The following is a 23,117-nucleotide window of genomic DNA, read 5'->3' as shown; positions in this document are numbered from 1 at the left end:
GAGGGGCGCCCCGGGCCCGGGGCGCCCCTCCTCGCGTCCCCCCTCCTCGTGTCCGCCGGTCCTCGTGCCGGCCGGCCCCTGTGTGGGCCGGGCCCCGTGTCCGGGGGCTCAGGTGGTACGCGGGGGCAGCTTCGGGCGGGACCGGTCGGGGACGTCGCTGTAGTCGGGCGGGGTCGCCGGCGGGTTCGTCGTGAGCAGTTCCAGGGCCAGTCGCACGGCGTCGTCGAGCTGGGCGTGGCGGCCCTCGGCCCAGTCGAGGGGGGTGCGCAGGATCTCCAGGTCGGGCGTGACGCCCTTGTTCTCCACGGACCAGCCGTACGCGTCGAACCAGGCCGCGTTCATCGGGACGGTGATGACGGTGCCGTCGCCGAGCCGGTGGCGGCCGGTCATGCCGACCACGCCGCCCCAGGTGCGCTGGCCCACCACCGGGCCCAGCCCGAGCAGTTTGAAGGCGGCCGTGATCATGTCGCCGTCGGAGGAGGTCGCCTCGTCCGCCAGCGCCACGACCGGTCCGCGCGGGGCGTTGGAGGCGTAGGACACCGGTTCGGCGTCGCGGGTGAGGTCCCAGCCCAGGATCGTCCGGGTCAGCTTCTCCACCACCAGTTCGCTGATGTGGCCGCCGGCGTTGCCGCGCACGTCCACGATCAGGGCGGGCCGGGCGACCTCGCCGCGCAGGTCGCGGTTGAACTGGGCCCAGCCGGAGCCGCCCATGTCCGGGATGTGCAGATAGCCGCACCGGCCGTCGCTCAACTCCCTCACCACGGCCCGCCGTTTGGCGACCCAGTCCTGGTAGCGCAGGGGGCGTTCGTCGACGAGCGGGACGACGGCCACCCGGCGCGGCCGGCCCGGCTCGCCCTCGGCGGGGGCGAGCGTGAGTTCCACCGTGGTGCCGCCCGCGCCGGCCAGCAGCGGGTAGGGGCCGGTCAGCGGGTCGACCTCGCGGCCGTCGACGTGGGTGAGGACCGCGCCCTCCCGGATCCCGGTGCCGGCCAGCGGCGAACGCGCCTTGGAGTCGGAGGAGTCGCCGGGCAGGATCCGCCGGATCGTCCAACCGGCGTCGCGGCGTACGAGGTTGGCGCCGAGGAGGCCCTGGAGCCGCTGGTAGTGCGGAGGTCCCTCGTTGCGGCGGGCGGCCGTGACGTACGCGTGGGAGGTGCCCAGTTCGCCCAGCACCTCGCGCAGCAGGTCGGCGAACTCGTCGGGGGAGGCGACCCGTTCGACGAGCGGCCGGTACTGGCCGAGAACGGCGTCCCAGTCGATCCCGCACATGCCGGGGTCCCAGAAGTAGGCGCGGATCAGCCGGCCGGCCTCTTCGTACGACTGGCGCCATTCGGCGCCCGGGTCCACCTCGTGCAGGATGCGCCGCAGGTCGATCCAGACCGTGGAGTCGGGGTCGCCGGTCTCGGTGGACGGCACCGCCCGCAGTTCGCCCTCGTCGACCACGACGAGCCGGGTGCCGTCGCCGCTCAGCGCGAACCAGTCGAGGTCGTCGACGAGTTCGGACTTCTTCGCCTTGCTGATGTTGAAGTGCTCCAGGGTCGGGCGGCCGCTGGTGTCGTCGGGGTTGGCGAACGTCTCGCCGAGGGCGCCCGAGATCGGCCAGCGCAGCCACACCAGTCCACCGCCCGCCACCGGGTGCAGGGCCGAGTACTTGGAGGCGGCGACGGGGAACGGGGTGACCCGGCTGGCCAGTCCTTCGGTCTCCACGGTGACGGTCCCGTCGGCGCCGTCGCCGTCGTCCTCGACCGGGTCCAGTCCGCCGGCGGCCGGGCGGCCCTCGGGGGTGAGCGCGAACGGCGAGGGCGTCGCGGAGGACAGGGGCACGAGGTAGGGGCGGCAGCCCAGCGGGAAGGACAGGTCGCCGGTGTGCACGTCGTAGACCGGGTCGAAGCCGCGCCAGGAGAGGAAGGCGAGGTAGCGGCCGTCCCGCGTGAAGACGGGGTTCTCGTCCTCGAAGCGGCCGTCGGTCACGTCGATGACGGCCCGGTCCTTCATGCGCGCCATCTTGATCTGGCGCAGGGAGCGACCGATCCCCGGATGCGACCAGGTCAGCCAGGCCCCGTCGGGGGAGAACGCCAGGTCGCGGACGGGCCCGTTGGCCGACACGACCAGCTCGGTGACCCTGCCGCCCGCGCCCCCCGGACCTACCGCCTCCCCAGCCCCTTCCGCCTCCCCAGCCCCTGCCCCGTCCCCGCCGTCCTCCACGTCCCCGCCGTCCCCCGTATGCTCCGTGTGCTCCGTGTGCTCCGTGTCCTCCGTCTCCTCGGTGAGGTCGACGAGGAGCAGCCGGCCGTCGTGCGAGGCCACGGCGAGCCGTTCGCCCTGCGGGTCGGCCGCCGTCTCCAGCACCCGGCCGAGCAGGCCCGAGGCCAGCCGCCGGGGCGCCCGCCGGCCCGTCGCGCGGGGCAGATGGGCGACCTCCACGGCGTCCTCGCCGTCCGCGTCCGTCACATAGGCGACCTGTCCGCCCGGGCCGAGCATCTCGGGCAGCCGCACCCGCACTCCGGGGGTGTCGGTGAGGGTGCGGGCGGGGCCGTCGCGGTGGGTCAGCCAGTACAGGCTGCCCCGGACGACGACGGCGCTCGCCCGGCCCGTCTCGTCGACGGAGACGCCGTCGATGTGCTGGGCGGCCGGGATCTGGTAGGGCCGCCGTCCCGCGCGCGGCCCGCCCATGCGCACGTCGATCCGGCGCGGTCCGGAGCCCGCGGCGAGGTCGTCGACGATCCACAGGTCCCCGCCGCACTGGTAGACCACCCGGTCGCCGTCGCTGGAGGCGTGCCGGGCGTAGAAGTCGTCGTGGTCGGTGTGCCGGCGCAGGTCGGAGCCGTCGTGGGCGCAGGAGTAGAGGTTGCCGACGCCCTCGTGGTCGGAGAGGAAGGCGATGCGGCCGCCGACGAAGAGGGGGGAGGCGAGATGGCCGTCGACGTCCTCCAGGAGCCGTTGCCCGTGCAGCCACAGCCGGCCGGTGGCGCCGCCCCGGTAGCGCTTCCAGGCGGCCGGCTCGTGCGGCGGGGTGCCGGTGAGCAGAAGGGTGCGGCGGTCGCCGTCGAGGTCGGCGACCTGGAGGTCGCTGACCGGGCCCCAGGGCAGTTTGCGGCCGGGGGAGCCGTCGGGGGTGACCTTGTAGGCCCAGGTGAAGTAGGAGAAGGGCTCGCCGTGGGAGGCGACGGCGAGGATGTCGGCGTTGCCGTCCGCGTCCGAGGGCGTCCAGCCGCAGACGCGGGTGTCGGAGCTGCCCCAGTAGGTCAGCCGCCGCCCCGGCCCGCCGTCCACGGGCACCAGGTGGATCTCCGGGACGAGGCTGCGCCAGCTCGTGTACGCGATCAGGCGGCCGTCGGGCGAGAAGCGGGGGTGTCCGGCCTTCGTGCGGTCGACGGTGAGTCGCCAGGCGCGGCCCGGACCGGCCAGCGGGGCCAGCCAGAGGTCGTCCTCGGCCACGAAGCACAACAGGTCACCATGGAGGTGGGGCAGACGCAGATAGCTCACCTCCCCATGCTTTTCCGGGGGATGGACCGGAGCAACTCGTGACATGTGTGCGGAACCGGGCGCGGGTGAGCCACAGCACGTACGAAACAGTTTCGTTTCGCAGTGAGGTGCGCTACATTCGGGGAGTACGCACAGGGAACCGTGACCGTGTCGCATCGGTTCGGTCGGTTCGGTCGATCGGTTCGATCATTCCGGTCGGTTGGATCGGTTCGGTCGCGCGGTTCGTTTCGGTTCGGAGCAGGGAAGGGGAGCGGGATGACTGAGATCGCAACGGCGCGTCGCAGCCGCATCACCCCCGAGCGCGAGGCCGAGCTCTACGAGGCCGTGCTCGAACTGCTCCGCGAAGTCGGCTACGACGCCCTCACCATGGACGCCGTCGCCGCTCGCACCCGGTCCAGCAAGGCCACGCTCTACCGCCAGTGGGGCGGCAAGGCCGAACTGGTCGCGAAGGCGGTCCGCCACGACAAGCCCGGCATCGCCGCCGGCGGGGTCGACACCGGATCGCTGCGAGGCGACCTGCACGCCCTCACCATGCGCTCGGACGACTGCGAGCTGGAACAGAACTCCGCCCTGATGCGGGGTCTGGCCATGGCCGTCCACGGCAACCCGGACCTGCTCAAGGCCTTCAAGGAACACCTTGTCGAGCCGGAGATGGCCGAGTTCGGCCGTGTGCTGCAACGGGCCGTCGACCGCGGCGAGGTCCGCGCCGACAACCCGGCGATGCACTTCGTGCCGCACATGATGATCGGCGCGTTCGCGGCCCGCACCATGCTCGACGAACAGCCGCCGACGCAGGCGTTCCTCCTCGCGTACATCGACGCCGTGGTCCTCCCCGCCCTCGGCGCGCCCACCCCCTGACCGTCCCCGCGGTCCGCCCACCCTGACGTCACCGCTCACGTCGTCGGGCCGATCACCCCTGCCTCCGCGCCGGGTTGGTCAACCCTGCCCTGCACGCACACGACCTGACCGGGAGTACGCCTCCGTGGCCACGTTCCTCTACAAACTCGGCCGTTTCGCCTTCCGGCGGCGCGGCTTCGTCGCCCTGATGTGGGTCGCGCTGCTGACCCTCGCCGGAGTCGGCGCCGCGACCGCGCCCGCACCGGGCACCACCTCCTTCTCCATTCCGGGCGTCGAGGCCCAGAAGGCCTTCGACCTGCTGGAACAGCGCTTCCCGGGAGCCAGCGCCGATGGCGGGACCGGGCGCATCGTCTTCAAGGCCCCCGAGGGCCAGAAGATGACGGACGCCGCCAACCGGGCGACCGTCGACAGGACCGTCAAGTCCCTGAGCGGCGGCTCCGAGGTGGTCTCCGTCGCCGACCCGTTCACGACGCACGCCGTGAGCAAGGACGCGACGGTCGCCTACACGTCGGTCCGCTACGACGCGCCCGGCATGGAGCTGACGGACGCGACCCGGCACGCCCTGGAGAAGGCCGCGGACGACGCCCGCGCCGCCGGGCTCACCGTCGACGTCGGCGGTGACGCGCTTCAGGCCGGGGCCGAGCCCGGGGCGGCGGGCGAGGTCATCGGTCTCGCCATCGCCGCCGTCGTCCTCGTCGTCACCCTCGGGTCGCTGGTCGCGGCCGGACTGCCGCTGCTGACGGCGATCATCGGCGTCGGCATCGGCGTCTCCGCCATCACCGCCCTCGCCAAGGCGCTCGACCTCGGCGACACCACCTCCACGCTCGCCCTGATGATCGGGCTCGCGGTCGGCATCGACTACGCGCTGTTCATCGTCTCCCGCTACCGCAGCGAGCTGGCCGAGGGCCGCGACCGCGAGGAGGCGGTCGGACGCGCCACCGGCACCGCCGGATCGGCGGTGGTCTTCGCGGGCCTCACGGTCGTGATCGCCCTGGCGGGCCTGTCGGTCGTCAACGTGCCGATGCTGACCAAGATGGGCCTCGCGGCGGCCGGGACCGTCGTGGTCGCCGTCCTCATCGCGCTGACCATGATCCCCGCGCTGCTCGGCTTCGCCGGCCGCAGGATCCGCCCGACGGGCGAGAAGCGCAGGCCGCGCGGCGCGCGGGGCGGGAAGGCCGGGGCCTCGACGGCAGCGGAGCCGTCCGCGTCCCGTCCCGCCAGGCCCGGTCCCGCCAGGCCCGGTCCGGGCGTGCGCTGGGCGAGCTTCGTCATCCGCCGTCCGGCCGCCGTCCTGCTGCTCGGCGTGCTCGGGCTCGGCGCGATCGCCGTCCCCGCCACCCAGCTGGAACTGGGACTGCCCGACGACGGCTCGCAGCCGGCGTCCACCACCCAGCGCCGCGCCTACGACCTGCTCTCGGAGGGCTTCGGCCCCGGCTTCAACGGGCCCCTGATGATCGTCGTCGACGCCCGGCAGAGCGACGACCCGCAGGCCGCGGCCGCCTCGGTGACCGACGGCATCAAGGATCTCAAGGACGTCGTCACGGTCACCCCGGCCGCCTTCAACAAGGCCGGCGACACCGCGACGATCACCGTCATACCCGACTCCAAGCCCTCCTCGGCGCAGACCGAGGACCTGGTCCACGCCATCCGCGGCCAGGGCGCCGGCATCCGGTCCGAGACGGGCGCGCAGGTGCTCGTCACCGGCACCACGGCGATGAACATCGACTTCTCGCAGAAGCTCAACGACGCGCTCGTCCCGTATCTGGGCCTGGTCGTCGGCCTGGCCTTTCTGCTGCTGATCGTGGTCTTCCGCTCGATCCTGGTCCCGCTGAAGGCGGCCCTCGGCTTCCTGCTCAGCGTGCTCGCCGCCCTCGGCGCCGTCGTCGCCGTGTTCCAGTGGGGCTGGCTCGGCGGCCTGATCGGCGTCGAGGAGACCGGGCCGATCATGTCGATGATGCCGATCTTCATGGTGGGCGTCGTCTTCGGCCTCGCGATGGACTACGAGGTCTTCCTCGTGACCCGCATGCGCGAGGCGTACGTCCACGGCGAGAGCCCGGCCCAGGCCGTCGTGACCGGCTTCCGGCACAGCGCCAAGGTGGTGGCCGCCGCCGCGGTGATCATGATGGCCGTGTTCGGCGGCTTCATCAGCTCCAGCGAGTCGATGATCAAGATGATCGGCTTCGGCCTCGCGATCGCCGTCTTCTTCGACGCGTTCATCGTGCGCATGGCCATCGTGCCGGCCGTCCTGGCCCTGCTGGGCCGGAAGGCCTGGTGGCTGCCGAGGTGGCTGGACCGCGCGCTGCCCAACGTGGACGTCGAGGGCGAGGGCCTGAAGGCGCACGGCGACGGCGACGGCGCCAAGGACGCGGACCCGGACGACGACCGGGAACTCGTCCGCGCCTGACGCGCGCGACCGCCCGCGTCACGAGCGCCTGACGCGCGGGACGTGAGGGAACGCGAGGGAGAAAGACCGCCGGTGAGGGCTCCGTGGGGACGGGGCGCCCTCACCGGCTTCCCTTTTTCCCGCCCTTTCCGCACCCGCTTCCCGTCGCTTCCGCACCCCCGCTCCCGTTGTTTCCGCACGCGCCCCCCGTCGTTTTCGCGCCCCGCGCTGTGACCCACTTTCGGGTGACGGCCGACGGCGGAAGAGGCCTACAGGGCAGTGATGCCAATGGTTCGGAGCCTTCAGTACATATATGGACATGGAAGCCTACTGTCACCGTAATGTGGACGGTTCGTAACGTGCGGTGCCAAACAGGCGCGTGGAACGCGGCCGGTGGTCGAGTGTTGGCCCTGCGGCCGATCAGGGCCGTTACCCGCACCACGCAAGGAGACCTTGTGTCCGCTAACGCTGTTTCCGTCCGCTGTCTCGCCGCCGCCGCGATCGCCGCGGCCGTCGTCGGGACGGTGGCGCTGCCGGCCTCCGCGGCCGACCACTCCCGCCACAACCGCGCGGAAGTGCAGATCAGCGCCGTGCAGTACGACGCACCGGGCCGAAACGACCGCTCCGCCCACTCGCTGAACAAGGAATGGGTCGAGCTGACCAACACCACCCGCCACGCGGTCAACCTGAACGGGTGGACCCTCTCGGCCGAACGCGGCGCGACCTACACCTTCCGCCACTACCGGCTGGCCCCCCGCGCCACCGTCCGCATCCACACCGGCGTGGGCCGCGACACCCGCACCGACCTGTTCCAGGACCGCCGCCGCGAGGTGCTGGACAACCACGCCGGCACCGCCGTGCTGCGCGACGACCACCGCCGTCTCGTGGACTCCGAGTCCTGGGGCCACAACCGTCACGGCCGTGACGACCGCGACAACCGTCACGGCCGTGACGACCGCGACAACCGTCACGACCGTGACGGCCACCACCGCCGCGGCTGACGTCCCCGCCCCGGCCGTCCCTGTGTGACGGCCCCGGCTGACGGCGAAGCGCCCGACCCCTCCGGGCGGGTTCTATTGATCCCCGCAACACCCTGGAGTTCAGGGAGTTGCGGGGATCGTGGATTTTGAGGTGTTGAAGGCGAAGTTCTTCGAGGCGCTGGATCGGGAGGACGGCGGCATCACCGCTGCCGCTCGCGCAGTCGGAGTGAACCGCAATACGGCGTTCGGATGGGCCCGTCAGGCCGGTGTCCGAGGTCGCGGCAAGCCCGGCACATCCGGGCATCCCGGTCGGGCGGAGTACGAGCGGCTGCGTGCGGCCGGAGTCCATCGCCGCGATGCCGCCGCGCAGGTCGGCGTCCACGAGCGCACCGCTCGGGACTGGGACCAAGGGATCCGGCAGATCGGCCACTCGCGCCTGCATGCAGACGGCCGCCTGATCGACTATACGACCGGTGTGATCACCATCGTTACTGCCGCGTCGAAGCCGTCCGTTGCCGCGGTCGAGGCCGGGCTGCACCCCCGTTTCCTCACCGTGGCCGAGCGGGAGCTGATCGCCGACATGCGCCGTGAGGGCCGCTCGCTGCGCGCGATCGGACGGGCACTCGGCCGGCCGGCCTCCACCGTCAAGCGTGAGATCGACGCCCGTGCGGTCAACGGCGTCTACCGGCCGCACCAAGCCCAGCGGGCATGGGCGAAGAGCCGGTCGCGTCCAAAGGACTCCAAGCTGGCCCGGGAAGGAGCGTTGCGCGACTTCGCTACGGCCAAGCTCCAGGAACGCTGGTCGCCCGAGCAGATCTGCCACGCTCTGCTCATCGAGTTCCCCGACGACGAGAGCATGCGCGTGAGTCCGGAGACGATCTACCAGGCCATCTACGTCCAGGCCCGCGGCGGACTGCGCCGCGAGGTCGCCCTGGCGCTGCGCACCGGACGCACCCGCCGCAAGCCCCACCGCAGCCCGGAGCAGCGCACTCGCCGCTTCGTCGACGAGATGGTGATGATCTCCGAGCGGCCGCCGGAGGTCGAGGACCGGGCTGTTCCTGGCCACTGGGAAGGCGATCTGATCGTCGGCCCCCGCAGCGAGAGCGCGATAGTGACCCTGGTCGAGCGCTCCACCCGCTACGTCCTGCTCGGACATCTGCCCGGCGGGCACACGGCCGAGGAAGTCCGCGATGTGCTGGTGCCGCTGATCCAGACCCTGCCCGAGCACCTGCGTGGCTCGCTGACCTGGGACCAGGGCTGCGAGATGGCCGCGCACAAGCAGTTCACCGTGGCCACCGGCGTGCCAGTCTACTTCTGCGACCCCCACTCGCCCTGGCAGCGCGGATCGAACGAGAACACCAACGGCCTGCTGCGGCAGTACTTCCCCAAAGGCACCGACCTCTCCGCGCACAGTCCCGCAGACCTCGAACACGTTGCCCAGCAACTCAACGGCCGGCCACGCAAAACGCTCGGCTGGAGAACCCCAGCCGAGCGCCTGCGTGATCTACTGACGGCCGCATAAGCCATCAGGTGTTGCGAGGACCCCGAGAATCCGCCCCGGGGGGCCGGGCGCTTCGTCGTCCCGGCGCGTCCGGCCCGGCGGGGAACGCCGCAATTCGCTCGCCCGCTCCCCGCACCGGCCGTTAGCGTGCCCGCATGACCCCGCCTGCCGCGCACCCCCGGTTCACCGACGCCCTCCGCGCCCTCGGCCTGGACGGCCTGCCGACGCGCGGCTTCCCCGAGTCGACCCGCACCGCCGCCGAGGCGGCCGCCGCCATCGGGTGCGAGCTGAGCCAGAACTGCAAGTCCCTGATCTTCGCGGCCGACGGCACGCCGGTGCTGGTCCTGATGGACGGGGCCTCCCGCGTCGACGTCGAGCGGGTGCGCGCGGAACTGGGCGCGGGGAAGGTGACGAGGGCCGCCGCCGACGTCGTGCGCGAGACGACCGGGTACGCCATCGGGGGCGTGCCGCCCTTCGGGCACCGGACGCGGACACGGGTGCCGGCCGACCGGAGCCTGTTCGCCCACGACGTGGTGTGGGCCGCCGCGGGCACCCCGCACGTCGTCTTCCCCATGGCGCCCGCGGACCTGGTCCGGCACGCCGACGCGACCCTCGTGGACGTGCGCGAGCGCGCGGCGTGACCCCGCTGGTCACCGTGGCCGTGCTGGTCGCCGCGGTCACCCACGCCGCCTGGAACGCCATCGCCCACCGGATCACCGACAAGCTCGTCGGCTTCACGCTCATCTCGGGCGGCGGCATGCTCATCGGGCTGGCCCTCGCGTCGTTCACCGCGTTCCCCGCGCCGGAAGCGTGGCCGTACCTGCTGTGCTCGGCGGTCGTCCACATCGCGTACTACGCGCTGCTCATGCGCTCGTTCCGGCTCGGCGACTTCGGCCAGGCGTACCCCATCGCCCGCGGCTCGGCGCCGCTCGTCGTCACGGTCCTGGCCGCCGTCTTCGCCCACGAGGTTCCCGACGGCTGGGCGGCCGCGGGCGTCGCGCTGTCGTGCGCGGGACTGACCGGCGTCGCGCTGTGGGGGCTGCGCGGACGCCGGCCCGACTGGGCGGCCGTCGGGGCGGCGCTGGCGACGGGCCTGACCATCGCCTCGTACACCGTCGTCGACGGACTCGGCGTGCGCGCCTCCGGCTCGCCGCTCGGCTACATCGCCTGGCTGATGGCCGTCCAGGGCGTCGTCATCCCGGCCTACGCCGTCCACCGCTGGCGCGGACGGACCGCCGACGTCCTGCGCCCGTACGCCGCCCTGCCTCCTCGGCTCGGCGCTGTCCGTCCTGGCCTACGCCCTCGTCCTGTGGGCCCAGACCCGAGCCGAACTCGCCCCGGTGGCGGCGCTGCGGGAGTCGTCGGTCATCGTGGGCGCGGCGATCGGCGCCCTGTTCTTCAAGGAGCGGTTCGGCGTGCCGCGGCTCGCCGCGGCGGGGCTGCTGGTCGTGGGGATCGGGCTGATGCTGCACACGGGCTGACGATGGCCGCGGGCGGTGCCGGTCCAGGGGGCGCGTGGGTGCGGGCGCCGGTGCGGAGGGGCACTCTGGAAGCAGGAGCTTCGGAGGTGATCGTCATGACCGTCATGCACACCACGGTCGGCTGGCACGTCGAGCTGGAGTTCGAGGAGGACGAGCGCCACACGAGGGCGGTCGCGATGGTGCGGCTGCCGGACGGGACCGAGGTGAGGGCGCACGGCCACGCCTCCCGGCACACCGTGGACGCCAACCAGCCGCGGGTCGGGGAGGAGATCGCGGGCGCCCGTGCCCTCAACGAGATCGCCATGCAGTTGCTGACCAAGGCGCATCTGGAGATCGACGACGCCTCGGGCCGGCGGTCCCACTCCATCAACGTGTAGGTCGGCGGGTGGCTCGACGAGTGGGCTCGACGGGTGGCGGGCGCCGGCGGCCGGGCGGCCGGGAGCGGGCCCGTCAGTTCGCCGGCGTCGCCGCCGTCGCGGTGCGCAGGGCGCGCAGCAGGGCCTGGGCGCGCGGGTCCGCCGTCACGCTCCTGCGGAAGCCGTTGGTGACGTAGCCGAAGGCGATCCCCGACTCGGGGTCGGCCAGCCCGAGGGCGCCGCCGCGGCCCGGGTGGCCGAAGGAGTGGGGGGACAGCAGCGGGGACGCGGCGCCGTGCAGCATCGGGCCGAGGCCGAAGCGGGTGTTCACCACGAGCACCCGGTCCTGGCCGGACGACTGCTCGCCGCGCGCCAGCGCCACCGTCTCCGGCCGCAGCAGCCGTGTCCCGCCGTCGACCTCGCCGATCAGCGAGGCGTAGAAGCGGGCCAGGCCGTCGGCGGTGGCGATGCCGTTGGAGGCGGGCAGGGCCGCGGCCCGGTAGGCGTCGTCGTTCTCGTCGGGCAGCGGGGTGATCGCGGCGAAGGCGCGGCGGGTGAGCGAGTGCGGGTCGGCGTAGGCGGCGGCGACGGCCGGCTTGGGCCGGGTCTTGAGCGCGCCCGCGCGCACCGGCGCCTCCACCTGTCCCACGCGCCCCACCCGCGCGCGCTGCGACCGCGGCAGCCCGAGCCACAGGTCGGCTCCGACGGGCCCGGCGATCTCGTCGGCGATCCACTCCCCGACCGGCCGTCCGGTGATCCGGCGCACCAGCTCGCCGGTGAGCCAGCTGTACGTCTGCGCGTGGTAGCCGTGGTCCGTGCCCGGCTCCCAGGCGGGGGCCTGCGCCGCGACCGCCGCCGCCCCGAGGTCGGGATCGGCGGCCTCGGCGGGGGTCAGCGGCCGGTCCAGCACCGGTACGCCCGCGCGGTGCGCGAGGACGTGCCGCACGAGGGTGCGCTCCTTGCCGGCCGCCTTGTACTCGGGCCAGTACGCCCCGACGGGCGCGTCCAGGTCCAGTTCGCCGCGCTGGTGCAGCAGCAGGAGGCCGGCGGCGACCACGCCCTTGGTCGCCGAGCGCACGATCTGGGCGGTGCCCCGTTCCCAGGGCGCCGTGCCGTCCACGTCCCGCGTGCCGGCCCACAGGTCGACGACCTTGCGCCCGTCGCGGTAGACGGCGACGGCCGCGCCGCGCTCCCCGAGCGTCTCGAAGTTGCGCGCGAACGCCTCCCGGACCGGCTCGAAGCCCTCGGCCACCGCACCGTTCACGTCCACGCCCGTACGTCCTCTCGGAGATCGCCTTCGACTCCTCGCTGAACGCCCCGGACCGGCCTGCGATTCCTTCGTCCCGCTAGCCGAGAATGATCGTTACATCGATGTTGCCGCGCGTGGCGTTGGAGTAGGGACAGACCTGGTGCGCCGCGTCCACCAGCTTCTCCGCGAGGCCCGGGTCGAGGACGGGGAGCGAGACGCTGAGGGCGACGGCCAGACCGTAGCCCTTGCTGCTGTTCGGGCCGATGCCGACCTTGGCCGCGACCGTCGAGCCCGTGAGGTCGTAGCCCGTCCGGTTGCCGACGAGGATCAGCGCGTTGTGGAAGCAGGAGCTGTATCCGGCGGCGAAGAGCTGTTCCGGGTTGGTGCCGTTGCCGTCGCCGCCGAGCTGCGGCGGCATCGCGACCTTCAGCTGGATCTGGCCGTCCTGGCTGGTCACGTATCCGTCGCGGCCGCCGTGCGCGGTCGCCTCGGCGACGTACATGATCTTCGTCGGACGGGTGTCGGCGGTACCGGCCTCCCCGGCGTCCCCGGTGGTGCCGACTGCGGCGCCTTCTGTCACGGCGGACCCTCCCCAGCGTCTTCCCCAATTACATCGTGCACAAGGTACCGGCCGGTAGGTAGGTGCGTCCCGGCGGGGGGCGGTAACCGCGGGTAACGCCGAAGGGCGGCAGTCCGGCGGCGGCGGTCCGGCGGCAGTCCGGCGGCGGCGGTCCGGCGGGGCGGTCCGGCAGGGCTGTCTAGCGGGGCGGTCTGGCGGGGCGGTCGGCCGCCGGGTGCGCGCGCTCCGCGAGGCCCCACAGCTCCTCGCGCAGCCGGGCGACCTCCGCCGGCTCCAGGCCCGTGGACGCGAGCAGGGCGCCCGGCACCCGTCCCGCGCGCCCCCGCAGTTCCTCGCCGCGCCCGGTGCACGCCACCAGCACCGAGCGCTCGTCGCGCGGCGCACGCTCCCGGCGCACCAGGCCCGCCGCCTCCAGCCGCTTCAGCAGCGGCGACATCGTGCCGTAGTCCAGCCGCAGGGCCGCGGCCAGCTCCTTGACGGTCGTCTCCCCGCGCTCCCAGAGCACCAGCAGGACCAGGTACTGGGGGTAGGTGAGGCCCAGTTCGTCCAGGAGCGGACGGTACGCGGCCGTCACCGCGCGCTGGGCGGCGTACAGGGCGAAGCACAGCTGCTCGTCGAGGAGCAGCGAGCCGTCGGCGGTGGATCCGTCGTTCGTCACGCGCCCATTGTCGCGGAGCGCGGGTCGAACCCGAAGGGCAGCTCCAGGCGGTGCGCGCGCATGAGGGCGTCGTCGGAGAGCAGCTCGCCCGTCGGGCCGTCCGCGGCGATCACGCCGTCGCTGAGGATCAGGGCGCGCGGGCACAGCTCCAGGGCGTACGGCAGGTCGTGCGTGACCATGAGCACCGTCACGTCCAGCGACCGCAGGATGTCGGCGAGTTCGCGGCGCGAGGCGGGGTCGAGGTTGGAGGACGGTTCGTCCAGGACGAGGATCTCGGGCTCCATCGCGAGCACCGTCGCGACCGCCACGCGGCGGCGCTGGCCGAAGGAGAGGTGGTGCGGCGGACGGTCCTTGAACCCGGCCATGCCCACCTGCGCGAGGGCGTGGTCGACGCGCGCCTCCAGCGCGGGCCCCTTCAGCCCGGCCGCCGCGGGACCGAACGCCACGTCCTCGCGCACGGTCGGCATGAACAGCTGGTCGTCGGGGTCCTGGAAGACGATGCCGACCCTGCGCCGGATCTCGGCCATGTGCTCCCGGCCGACCGGCAGCCCGGCCACCGTCACCGTGCCGGCGCCGCCGGCGAGGATGCCGTTGAGGTGCAGCACCAGGGTCGTCTTGCCGGCGCCGTTCGGCCCGAGCAGCGCGACCCGCTCGCCGCGCGCGACGGTGAAGTCCACGCCGAACAGGGCCTGATGGCCGTCGGGATAGGCGAAGGCGAGGCCGGAGACCTCCAGGGAAACGTCAGTCACAGGGCCCATCCCAACACGCAGACGACGAGGGCGGCGAACGGGAGGGTCAGCGCGTACGACCACTGCGCCCGGGTCGCGGTCGCCTCGTCGATCACCGGCATCGAACCGGCGTACCCCCGGCTGATCATGGCCAGGTGCACGCGCTCGCCGCGTTCGTAGGAGCGGATGAACAGCGCGCCCGCCGACTTCGCGAGCACCCCCCAGTGCCGCACGCCCCGCGCCTCGAAGCCGCGCGACTCCCGGGCGATCCGCATGCGCCGCATCTCGTCCGCGATGACGTCGCCGTAGCGGATCATGAAGGAGGCGATCTGCACCAGCAGCGGGGGCAGCCGCAGCCGTTGCAGGCCGAGGAGCAGCTCGCGCAGCTCCGTGGTGGACGCCAGCAGCACGGAGGCGGCGACGCCCAGGGTGCCCTTGGCGAGCACGTTCCAGGCGCCCCACAGGCCGCTGACGCTGAGCGAGAGCCCGAGGACGTCCACCCGCTCGCCCTCGGCCACGAACGGCATGAGCACGGCGAACGCGACGAACGGCACCTCGATGAGCAGCCGCTTCAGCAGGAAGCCGGCCGGCACGCGCGCCCGCTGCGCGACGGCGGCGAGCAGGACGGCGTACAGGGCGAACGCCCACATCGCCTCCCGCGGCGTCGACACGACGACGACCACGAACCCGAAGGCGGCGGCGAGCTTGGTGTGCGGCGGCAGCCCGTGCACGGGCGAGTGCCCGTGGCGGTAGAGCCGGTGCGCGTGTCCCGCTCCCATGGGTCAGACGCCGCTCGTGGAGACGGGGGACACGCCGTCGCGGGTGCGGCGCCGGCGCACCGCCCAGAACACGGTGCTGCCTGCGACGACGGTGGTGCCGACGCCGATCACGCCCGCCAGGCCGCCCGACAGGCGGGCGTCGGTGACGTCCTTGACGCCGTAGTCGGCGAGCGGGGAGTCGGAGGCGGCGTGCTTCTCGGCCCGCTTGTCGATGCCGTGGTCCGCGGCGACCTTCTCCAGGCCGTCGGGGTTCGCGGAGGCGTAGAAGCTGACGAAGCCGGCCAGGACGAGGGAGGTGACCAGGCCGGTCACCCACAGCGTGCGCCGCGAGGCGCGGACCGCCACGGGCGCCGGGCGCGCCCCGCCGGCGGGCGCGTCGACGAGTTCGCCGTTCACCCGCAGCCGCAGCGCGGGCCGCAGATCGCGCGCGCCGTGCACGAGGTCCGGGCGGACGGCGACGACGGCGCCGACGGTCAGCGCGGTGATCGCCGCCTCGCCCACGCCGATCAGGACGTGCACGCCGATCATCGCGCCGGCCACCTTGCCGATCGCCACGTCGGTGGTGCCGCCGATCCAGTAGATCAGCGTGAAGGCGACGGCGGCGGCGGGCACCGACAGCAGGGCGGCGACGAAGGAGGCGGCCGTGAGGGAGCGGCGGCCGCGGGGCAGGACCTTCACCAGGCCGCGGAAGACGGCGTACGACACGACGGTCGTCACGATCGCCATGTCGGTGATGTTCACGCCGAGGGCGGTGAGCCCGCCGTCGGCGAAGAGGATGCCCTGCATCAGCAGGACCACCGAGACGCACAGGACCCCGGTGAAGGGGCCCACGAGGATCGCGGCCAGCGCGCCTCCCAGCAGATGGCCGCTGGTTCCGGCGGCGACGGGGAAGTTCAGCATCTGCACGGCGAAGATGAAGGCCGCGACCAGGCCGGCCAGCGGCGCGGTCCGGTCGTCCAGCTCGCGCCGCGCGCCGCGCAGGCTCACGGCTATGGCGCCGGCGGCGGCCACTGCGGTCACCGCGGAGGTGGGGGCGTTGATGAATCCGTCGGGTACGTGCACCCGACGATGATAGTGGCTTAATGCGAACGGTTCGCAAGAGCGAGGCGGTCGTCCGCGGAAGACGGCCGGGAGCCGGGCCAGGCGTCGGGGCGTCGCGCCGGAGCCACACCCGGACCCGGACCCGGCGCCCGATCCGTGTATCGCACAGGTGAGATATGCCGGTGCGAGGGAGCGCAATCCGCAGAATATGCGACATTGGAAGGGGAGCGGATGCACAGCTTCCGCACAGGTCACGCTGCGTGAGAGGGTCGGCCGATGTCTGTAGTCGAGCAGTACGCGCGAGCCCACATCGTCACCGACGCGGACCGGATCGAAGAAGAGACGGCCGTTCCGGTCGTCCTGCGCTTCGACCCCGAGGACCCCCGGTCCGTGCGCGTCGGGCTGCCCGACCGCCGGGAATGGACGTTCTCCCGCACCCTCCTCGAACAGGGCCTGCGCGCCCCGGCCGGCACCGGCGAGGTCCGGGTGTGGCCGTGCGGACGCGTCCAGGCCGTGGTCGAGTTCCACTCCGCGCACGGCGTCTCGGTCGTCCAGTTCGAGTCGAAGACGCTGCTGCGGTTCCTGCGCCGCACCTACATGGCGACCGCCCAGCAGCCCGTCCCGCACTGACCGGCAACCCGTCCCGCACTGACCGGCAGCCCGTCCCGCACTGACCGGACGCCGGCCCGACCGGAGGCCGACGTGACCGGGGGCGGGGTCCGCGCTCAGCCGCCCGTCCGGTCCGCTCTCAGCCGCCCGTCCGCAGCAGGGACGCCACGATCGGGCCGGCCGTGTCGCCGCCGTGGCCGCCCGCCTGCACCACGCCCGCGGCCGCCAGATCGCCGCGGTAGGCGGTGAACCAGCCGTTGGGCTTGTCCTGGTTGTCGACCTCGGCCGAGCCCGTCTTGGCGCCGTAGTCGGGACCCAGACCGGACATCGCCTCGGCGGCCGTGCCGGCCGCGGCCGTGTAGTTCATCAGCTCGCGCAACTGCGCCAGCGTCGACGCCGACAGCGTGCGCGAGGCCGACGCCAGGGTGCGGCCGTCCACCGACGGGGCGACCAGATACGGCTGGTGGAAGGAGCCCGCCTTCACGGTGGCGGCGACCGACGCCATGTTCAGCGGGTTCATGCGCACCCCGCCCTGCCCGATGAGCGAGGCCGCCATCTGCGCCTTCGACTGCACCGGAACCGAGCCGTCGAAGGACGGGACGCCGATCGCCCAGTTGTTCATCGACAGGCCGAACACCTGCTGCGCCTGCCTGGTCAGACTGTCGTCGCTCAGCTCGGGCGCCTGGCTGATGAAGGCGGTGTTGCAGGAGCGCGCGAAACTCGCCTTGAACGAGCCGCCCTTGATCTCGAAGTCGTCGTCGTTGTGGAACTTCCAGCCGCCGTAGGTGAACGTCTTCGGGCAGGGGTGGGTCTTGTCCGCCGACGCCAGCCCCTTGTCGATGAGCAGCGACGACGTGACCACCTTCATCGTGGAGCCCGGCGCGAGCGAGCCGTTGAACGCGGTGTTGAAGCCGGGGCTCGCGTTGGCCACCGCGAGGATCTCGCCCGTGGAGGGGCGCAGCACCACGACCGAGGAGCGCGCCGTCTTGGCCACCTGGCTCTCGGCGGCGGCCTGCAACTTCGGGCTGAGCGTCGTCCTCACCGTGCCCGGAGTGCCCTTGCTGAGTTCCAGCAGCGTCTTGGCGGAGGCCTTCTTCGCCTTCGACGCCTTTCCGCGGACCACCTGGAGCTCCACGCCCGCCTTGCCGCCGGCCTTCTTGCCGTACTTCTCCCGCAGTCCGTCCAGCACCGTGCCCAGGGAGGGGTACTTCGCCGCCGTCAGCTCGCCGCCGTCGCGGTCGACGGCCTTCACCGGCGGGGTGCCGGCCTCGCCGGTGACGAGTCTGTCGCCGTCCTGGAGGTCGGGGTGGACGACGGAGGCGTGCCAGTCGACCTGCGCCTTGCCGTTCTTCGGGTTGCGCACCACCGTGAGCGCGCTGTCGTAGGCGAGCGGCTTGCCGACGTTCTTGTACTTCACCGTGGCCTTGACGGAGAACGGAACCCTGACGCCCGCCGCCGTGCCCGGGGTGAGGGTGACGTCCGTGATGTGGGCGTCCTTGGCGTAACCGGTGAGCAGGGCGGCGGCGGCCGCGGAGTCGTCCGTGACGGCGGCGGCCCGGGCCGCGTCGCCCTTCTGCCAGGCCGTCAGGAACCGGGCGGCCAGGGCCTTGGCCTCGGCCGCCGAGGGGACGTCGGCCCGGACCCTGGGCACCTGGCGGCCGTTGGCCGCCGCGGCCGAGCCGTCGTCGGCCGCGGCTCCGCCGTACAGCGCGTAGACGCCGAGCCCGGCTCCGCCGACCACGACGGCGATCATGCCGCCGACCGCGGCGGGACGCCGCCTGCCGCTTCGTTCCTCGACGCGCCTTCTCTTGCCCACTGCCAGATCCTCCGGATCCCCAGGGGCTCTCCCCCCAGCCCCGTTGCGCTCGTCGCCCTCACTGACCCCGACGACGGCTACCACCCTAGAGTCCCCTCGGCGCACGTCGGTGCACACGACGTCACGTGTGACGTCAGCCACCCCCCGCAAGGGCCGCGCCCGGACGGCGTTTCAGCCCGCCCGGAGCACCTCCGCCACGAGCGGGCCGGAGGCGTCGATGCCGTGGCCGCCGTCCTGGGTCATCGCCGCCGCCGCGACGTCGTCGCGGTAGCCGGTGAACCAGCTGTCGGACCGGGACTGCCCGTCGACCTCGGCGGAGCCGGTCTTCGCGCCGATCCGGCCGCTCAGCCCGGCCATCACGTTCGCCGCGGTGCCGCTGGTCGCGGTGCGGTTCATCATCGCGCGCAACTGCTGCACGGTGCCCGGCGCCAGCCCGCGCGCCCGCGCCGGCTCGCGGCCGTCGAGGGCGAGCGGGACGATCACCGGCTGGCGGAACGCGCCCGTCATCGCGGTCGCCGTCACCGACGCGAGGTTCAGCGGGTTCAGCTGCACCTGGCCCTGGCCGATCAGGCCGGCCGCGGTGTCCGGGCCGGTGGAGACCGGGACCGAGCCGTCGAAGGAGGGGATGCCGGTCTTCCAGTCGAGGCCGATGCCGAAGCGGTCCCGGGCCTCGGCGTTCAGCCAGTCGTCCTTGACCTCGTCCGCGAACTTGACGAACGCCGTGTTGCAGGAGCGGGCGAAGCTCTCGGAGAGCGTGGCCTTCTCGTTGGGCTTCATGCCCGTGAGGTTGTGGAAGGTCTGGCTGTCCGAGACGGCCGAGTCGGGGCAGGGGGCGGGCCCGTTCGCCGTGGTGAGGCCCTTGTCGATGAGGGTGGCCGCGCTGACGATCTTCATCGTGGAGCCGGGCGCGACCTCGCCGAGGAAGGCGGCGTTCCAGCCGTCGGTGCGGTTGTTGGCGACGGCCAGCACCTCGCCCGTGCTGGGCTTGACCGCCACCGTGGACGACTGGGGGTACTTCCGCACGGCCTTCTCGGCGGCCGCCTGCACGCCCGCGTCGAGCGTGGTGCGCAGCTTGCCGGGTCTGCCCTCGGCGAGGGTCAGCAGCGAGGTGTCGGCGGAGCCCTGGTCGGCGTGTCTGATCGCCAGCTCGATGCCGGGCGTGCCGCCCGCCTTGTCGCCGTACTTGGCGCGCAGCTGGTCCAGGATCGGCCCCAGGGAAGGGTACTTCTCCTTGGTCAGCACCGCGCCGTCGCGGTCGACGGCCTCGATCGCCGGCGCCGACGACGCGCCCGCGACGAGCGTGTCGTCCATCTTCGTCACCTGCGGGTGGACGACCGACGGCTGCCAGTCCACCAGCGCCTTGCCGGTCGTCACGCCCCGCACGACCTTGAGCCGGCTCGCGTAGGAGAGCGGCTTGGACTTCCCCCCGTAGGACACCGTCGCCCGGACCGAGTAGGGCACCACGGCGCCCGACGCGCCGCCCGGCGTGATCTTCACGCCGGTGATGTGCGCGGCGGCGTAGGAGGCGAGCAGCGGCTCGGCGCGGGCCGCGTTGTTGGTGAGGTCGGCGGCGGCCTGGGCCTCCCCCTTCGTCCAGGCGGCGAAGAACGCGGCGCTGGTGTCCTTCACCTCGGACGCGCTGGGCGGCCCGCTCTTCACGGCCGCCGGCCCGGCGCCCCCGGACGCGGTGGTCCCGCTGTCGTTCAGCGCGTTCACGATGTTGAAGGCCCCGTACCCGGCCCCGCCCACCATCACGGCGAAGACCGAGCCGATCACGGCCGCCTTGGCCCCCTTGCGCATCTGTGAACCCCTCCCCGTCGCGGTTTCCCCGCCCACGCTTTCTGAACGCGTTCAGAAAGCTCTTCTCCGGCTCACAGTAAGCGGTAACGGCGACGCGCGGGGCATCAGTTTCCGCAATCGTTAGCCCCGCGTATCCGGCCACATACATGAACCGCGACCGTCACCGCGACTGCAAAGGCGACGGCCACAACGCCTGACCTGCACGTCGTGGCCGTCGATCGCCTCACATGCGGGCGAGGATCTCCGCCTTCTTGGCCGTGAACTCCTCCTCCGAGAGGATCCCCCCATCCCGCAGCTCCGCCAGCTGTCGCAACTGCTCGACGGGCGTACTCGCCTGCGCCGAGGGGGCCGCCGCCTGAACGGGCTGAGCGGCGGCGGACGGGGCCTGGCCAGGAGCGGGGATCTTGCCGAGCACCAGGTCGGTGAGCAGCGCCTTGATGCCGAGGGCCGAGTCGTGCGGGACCCGGAACTCGATCGTGTTGCCCGAAGCGACCACCACCACCTTGGTGAACAGCAGGCCGTCCCGCTTGGTCACCACGCTGGAGATGCTCTTGACCGGAATCATCTCGGTGCCCGCGTCGGAGCTGCGGACCCCCGTGGCCAGGAGCGACGCGCCGCCGGTCAGGAAACCCGCCGTGAGCTTCTTGGCGCTCATGCCGCGGCTCCGGGCCCACTCGATCCGGTCGTGACAGATGGCCACGTCGGCGTTCTTGCCTTCGATGTGGCTCTTGAAGGTCATCAGCGCATCGCTGGACATAGGGGTGCTCCTGAGGTTCGGTACGGCGCGATACGTGCCGTGTACACCTAGACACCCGTCAGCAGGTGAAGGTTGTACTGCAAACCTCAGCGGCGGATCAGCCACCGACGACCGATGACGACGGACAACGGCCGACGACGGCCGACGACGGCCGACAGCGACCGACGGCGACCGGCGACGACGACCCGGCAACGGCCACGGGGCCGCGGCGTTTCGCCGCGGCCCCGTGGGACGTCACGTCCAGCTAGACCCAGGTGTCCAGCCACATCCGCGAGCGCCAGCTGTCGATCGGGATCGCCTGGCCCGTGTACAAGGGCCAGAAGTAGATGAAGTTCCAGGCGATCAGCAGGACGAGGACGCCCGCGCCCGTCGCTCCCGCCACGCGGCGGGTGTCGGTGGAGCCCGGTGGGCCGACCAGCGCGCCGATCATCATCGCCACCGCCAGACAGAGGAAGGGCAGGAAGACGACCGCGTAGAAGAGGAAGATCGTGCGTTCCTGGTACAGGAACCACGGCAGATAGCCGGCCGCGATGCCGCAGGCGATCGCGCCCGCCCGCCAGTCCCGGCGGAACAGCCAGCGCCACAGGACGTACAGGACGGCGAAGCAGGCCGCCCACCACAGCAGCGGCGTGCCGATCGCGAGGACCTCGCGGGCGCACTTCCCGCTCGCGTCGGCCGGGCAGCCGTCCTTGCCGGGCGCGGGCGACTCGTAGAAGTACGACACCGGACGGCCCAGGACGAGCCAGCTCCATGGGTTCGACTGGTAGCGGTGCGGCGAGGTGAGGTGGGTGTGGAACTCGTACACCTCGTGCTCGTAGTGCCACAGGCTGCGCAGCCAGTCCGGCAGCCACGTCCAGCTGCCGCCCTTGCCGTCGACGGCCGCCCAGTTGCGGTAGTAGCCGCCCTTGCCGTCGGCGGCGGAGCGGATCCAGCCCGTCCACGACACCAGGTACGTGACCAGCGCGACCGGGACCGTGGCCAGGAAGGCCAGGCCCGTGTCGCGCCTGAGGACCGTCCGGTACGGGTGGCGCGCGCCGGCCACCCGGCGCGAACCCACGTCCCACAGCACGGACATGACGCAGAACGCGACCATGATGTACAGGCCGTTCCACTTGGTGCCGATGGCCAGCCCCAGGAACAGGCCGGCCCCCCAGCGCCACGGGCGCAGACCCAGGCCGGTGCACTCGGCGACCTCCGCGTTCGGGCGGTGGCGGCCGTCGGCGTCCGGCGGCAGCGCGGCGGCGAGCCGCGCGCGGGCCCGGTCGCGGTCGACGACCAGACAGCCGAACGCGGCCAGCACGAAGAACATCAGCACCCCGTCGAGCAGCGCGGTGCGGCTCATCACGAAGTGCAGCCCGTCCACGGCCATCAGGGCTCCGGCGAGGCAGCCCAGGAACGTGGAGCGGAAGATGCGGCGGCCGATCCGGCACAGCAGGAGCACCGAGAGGGTCCCCAGCAGGGCGGTCATGAACCGCCAGCCGAACGGGTCGAACCCGAAGAGCAGCTCGCCCAGCCCGATCACGTACTTGCCGACCGGCGGATGCACCACGTACGCCGCCTCCGCCGGAACGGAGACGTGACCGCCCGAGGAGAGGATCAGGTTGTTGGCGTTCTTGTCCCAGTTGACCTCGAACCCGCGGTGGACGAGCGCCCACGCGTCCTTGGCGTAGTACGTCTCGTCGAATATCACCGCCTTGGGGCTGCCCAGGTTCCAGAACCGCAGCACCCCCGCCAACAGCGTGACCAGCAGCGGACCGCCCCACGGGGACCAGCGCGCGATCCGGTCCGCCCACCCGTGCGGGACGCCGAGCGCCTGCCACAGCCGCGGGCCGGGCTGCGCGTACGGCGGCGACAGCCGCTCGCGGACGTCGGCGGCGGGCTCCGCCGTGTATCCGAAGCGGCGCAGCCGCTGCTGCCACGACGGCCGCCGGTCGTGCGGCGTCCGGCCCTGCCGGTAGTCCGTTGAGTCCATGGAGGACGCGGTACTGGTCACCGCGCCATCGTAGGGAACAGGTCTGTGTGAGTCCCGTGTCTCTCCCCTGCGAGGATGGAAAC

18 protein-coding genes and 1 pseudogene are annotated in these 23,117 nt (G+C 72.7%); 8 read left to right on the top strand and 11 right to left on the bottom strand.

The genetic code is table 11. The annotated features are described in order from the left end of the window. Positions 1–108: 108 nt before the first annotated feature. The gene (locus OG802_RS14810) at positions 109–3,486 is read right to left on the bottom strand and encodes a S41 family peptidase (protein ID WP_329410860.1); all 3,378 of its coding nucleotides are present in this window, start codon (positions 3,484–3,486) and stop codon (positions 109–111) included. A gap of 255 nt (positions 3,487–3,741) precedes the next feature. Here OG802_RS14810 and OG802_RS14805 point away from each other — a divergent pair, with 255 nt between their 5' ends. The 7 genes and pseudogenes from OG802_RS14805 to OG802_RS14775 all read left to right on the top strand — a co-directional run bounded on the left by OG802_RS14805 (position 3,742) and on the right by OG802_RS14775 (position 11,066). Continuing rightward, complete coding sequence (locus OG802_RS14805; RefSeq protein WP_329410857.1) at positions 3,742–4,344, top strand: TetR/AcrR family transcriptional regulator; 603 nt, start codon at positions 3,742–3,744, stop codon at positions 4,342–4,344. A gap of 124 nt (positions 4,345–4,468) precedes the next feature. After that, positions 4,469–6,748, top strand: a complete 2,280-nt coding sequence (locus tag OG802_RS14800) for an MMPL family transporter (RefSeq protein WP_329410855.1) — start codon at positions 4,469–4,471, stop codon at positions 6,746–6,748. 434 nt (positions 6,749–7,182) lie between these two features. Beyond that, complete coding sequence (locus OG802_RS14795) at positions 7,183–7,728, top strand: lamin tail domain-containing protein (RefSeq protein ID WP_329410854.1); 546 nt, start codon at positions 7,183–7,185, stop codon at positions 7,726–7,728. A gap of 307 nt (positions 7,729–8,035) precedes the next feature. Beyond that, the gene (locus OG802_RS14790) at positions 8,036–9,229 is read left to right on the top strand and encodes an IS30 family transposase (protein WP_329416962.1); all 1,194 of its coding nucleotides are present in this window, start codon (positions 8,036–8,038) and stop codon (positions 9,227–9,229) included. Between the two features lie 134 nt (positions 9,230–9,363). Then, on the top strand, positions 9,364–9,849 hold the full coding sequence (locus tag OG802_RS14785) for a YbaK/EbsC family protein (RefSeq protein ID WP_329410853.1): 486 nt from the start codon (positions 9,364–9,366) through the stop codon (positions 9,847–9,849). Beyond that, a pseudogene (locus OG802_RS14780) lies at positions 9,846–10,689 on the top strand (EamA family transporter). The gene OG802_RS14785 and the pseudogene OG802_RS14780 overlap by 4 nt, the downstream one beginning before the upstream one ends. A 95-nt stretch (positions 10,690–10,784) precedes the next feature. After that, the gene (locus OG802_RS14775; RefSeq protein WP_329410852.1) at positions 10,785–11,066 is read left to right on the top strand and encodes a DUF1876 domain-containing protein; all 282 of its coding nucleotides are present in this window, start codon (positions 10,785–10,787) and stop codon (positions 11,064–11,066) included. A gap of 73 nt (positions 11,067–11,139) precedes the next feature. Here the strand turns inward: OG802_RS14775 and OG802_RS14770 are convergent, their stop codons facing one another. The 6 genes from OG802_RS14770 to OG802_RS14745 all read right to left on the bottom strand — a co-directional run bounded on the left by OG802_RS14770 (position 11,140) and on the right by OG802_RS14745 (position 16,101). Continuing rightward, a complete protein-coding gene (locus OG802_RS14770; RefSeq protein ID WP_329410851.1) occupies positions 11,140–12,315 on the bottom strand; it encodes a serine hydrolase domain-containing protein in 1,176 nt (391 codons plus the stop codon). 76 nt (positions 12,316–12,391) lie between these two features. Continuing rightward, positions 12,392–12,796: an organic hydroperoxide resistance protein gene (locus OG802_RS14765; protein WP_329417064.1), complete on the bottom strand. Its 405-nt coding sequence runs from the start codon at positions 12,794–12,796 to the stop codon at positions 12,392–12,394. Between the two features lie 256 nt (positions 12,797–13,052). Continuing rightward, positions 13,053–13,532, bottom strand: a complete 480-nt coding sequence (locus OG802_RS14760) for a MarR family winged helix-turn-helix transcriptional regulator (protein ID WP_329410850.1) — start codon at positions 13,530–13,532, stop codon at positions 13,053–13,055. Next, complete coding sequence (locus tag OG802_RS14755) at positions 13,529–14,290, bottom strand: energy-coupling factor ABC transporter ATP-binding protein (RefSeq protein ID WP_329410849.1); 762 nt, start codon at positions 14,288–14,290, stop codon at positions 13,529–13,531. Before OG802_RS14755 ends, OG802_RS14760 begins: the two co-directional genes overlap by 4 nt. Then, the gene (cbiQ, locus tag OG802_RS14750) at positions 14,278–15,039 is read right to left on the bottom strand and encodes a cobalt ECF transporter T component CbiQ (protein WP_329410848.1); all 762 of its coding nucleotides are present in this window, start codon (positions 15,037–15,039) and stop codon (positions 14,278–14,280) included. Before cbiQ ends, OG802_RS14755 begins: the two co-directional genes overlap by 13 nt. Before the next feature lie 3 nt (positions 15,040–15,042). Then, positions 15,043–16,101 carry an energy-coupling factor ABC transporter permease gene (locus OG802_RS14745; RefSeq protein WP_329410847.1) on the bottom strand — a complete coding sequence of 353 codons (1,059 nt, stop codon included), beginning with the start codon at positions 16,099–16,101 and terminating at the stop codon, positions 15,043–15,045. A gap of 255 nt (positions 16,102–16,356) precedes the next feature. Here OG802_RS14745 and OG802_RS14740 point away from each other — a divergent pair, with 255 nt between their 5' ends. Next, positions 16,357–16,710, top strand: a complete 354-nt coding sequence (locus tag OG802_RS14740; protein WP_329410846.1) for an SsgA family sporulation/cell division regulator — start codon at positions 16,357–16,359, stop codon at positions 16,708–16,710. Positions 16,711–16,828: 118 nt separating this feature from the next. Here the strand turns inward: OG802_RS14740 and OG802_RS14735 are convergent, their stop codons facing one another. The 4 genes from OG802_RS14735 to OG802_RS14720 form a co-directional block, all read right to left on the bottom strand. Beyond that, on the bottom strand, positions 16,829–18,505 hold the full coding sequence (locus OG802_RS14735; RefSeq protein WP_329410844.1) for a penicillin-binding transpeptidase domain-containing protein: 1,677 nt from the start codon (positions 18,503–18,505) through the stop codon (positions 16,829–16,831). A gap of 171 nt (positions 18,506–18,676) precedes the next feature. Further along, entirely contained in the window at positions 18,677–20,305 is a 1,629-nt protein-coding gene (locus tag OG802_RS14730; RefSeq protein WP_329410843.1) for a penicillin-binding transpeptidase domain-containing protein, read from the bottom strand. A gap of 223 nt (positions 20,306–20,528) precedes the next feature. Then, on the bottom strand, positions 20,529–21,062 hold the full coding sequence (locus OG802_RS14725) for an SHOCT domain-containing protein (protein ID WP_329410841.1): 534 nt from the start codon (positions 21,060–21,062) through the stop codon (positions 20,529–20,531). A gap of 244 nt (positions 21,063–21,306) precedes the next feature. Beyond that, entirely contained in the window at positions 21,307–23,055 is a 1,749-nt protein-coding gene (locus tag OG802_RS14720) for a dolichyl-phosphate-mannose--protein mannosyltransferase (RefSeq protein ID WP_329410840.1), read from the bottom strand. Between the last annotated feature and the right edge of the window lie 62 nt (positions 23,056–23,117).

Origin of the sequence: Streptomyces sp. NBC_00704 (assembly GCF_036226605.1) — a bacterium.
Lineage (GTDB): Bacteria > Actinomycetota > Actinomycetes > Streptomycetales > Streptomycetaceae > Streptomyces.
Note: the sequence above shows the minus strand (reverse complement) of the source record. Positions and strands in the feature narration are given on the sequence as shown.

Coding starts and splice junctions, on each gene's coding strand:
- OG802_RS14805 (WP_329410857.1), top strand. CDS start 3,742: ATGACTGAGATCGCAACGGCGCGTCGCAGCCGCATCACCCCCGAGCGC.
- OG802_RS14785 (WP_329410853.1), top strand. CDS start 9,364: ATGACCCCGCCTGCCGCGCACCCCCGGTTCACCGACGCCCTCCGCGCC.
- OG802_RS14775 (WP_329410852.1), top strand. CDS start 10,785: ATGACCGTCATGCACACCACGGTCGGCTGGCACGTCGAGCTGGAGTTC.
- OG802_RS14765 (WP_329417064.1), bottom strand. CDS start 12,796: ATGTACGTCGCCGAGGCGACCGCGCACGGCGGCCGCGACGGATACGTG.
- OG802_RS14755 (WP_329410849.1), bottom strand. CDS start 14,290: ATGGGCCCTGTGACTGACGTTTCCCTGGAGGTCTCCGGCCTCGCCTTC.
- cbiQ (WP_329410848.1), bottom strand. CDS start 15,039: ATGGGAGCGGGACACGCGCACCGGCTCTACCGCCACGGGCACTCGCCC.
- OG802_RS14740 (WP_329410846.1), top strand. CDS start 16,357: ATGTCTGTAGTCGAGCAGTACGCGCGAGCCCACATCGTCACCGACGCG.
- OG802_RS14730 (WP_329410843.1), bottom strand. CDS start 20,305: ATGCGCAAGGGGGCCAAGGCGGCCGTGATCGGCTCGGTCTTCGCCGTG.
- OG802_RS14725 (WP_329410841.1), bottom strand. CDS start 21,062: ATGTCCAGCGATGCGCTGATGACCTTCAAGAGCCACATCGAAGGCAAG.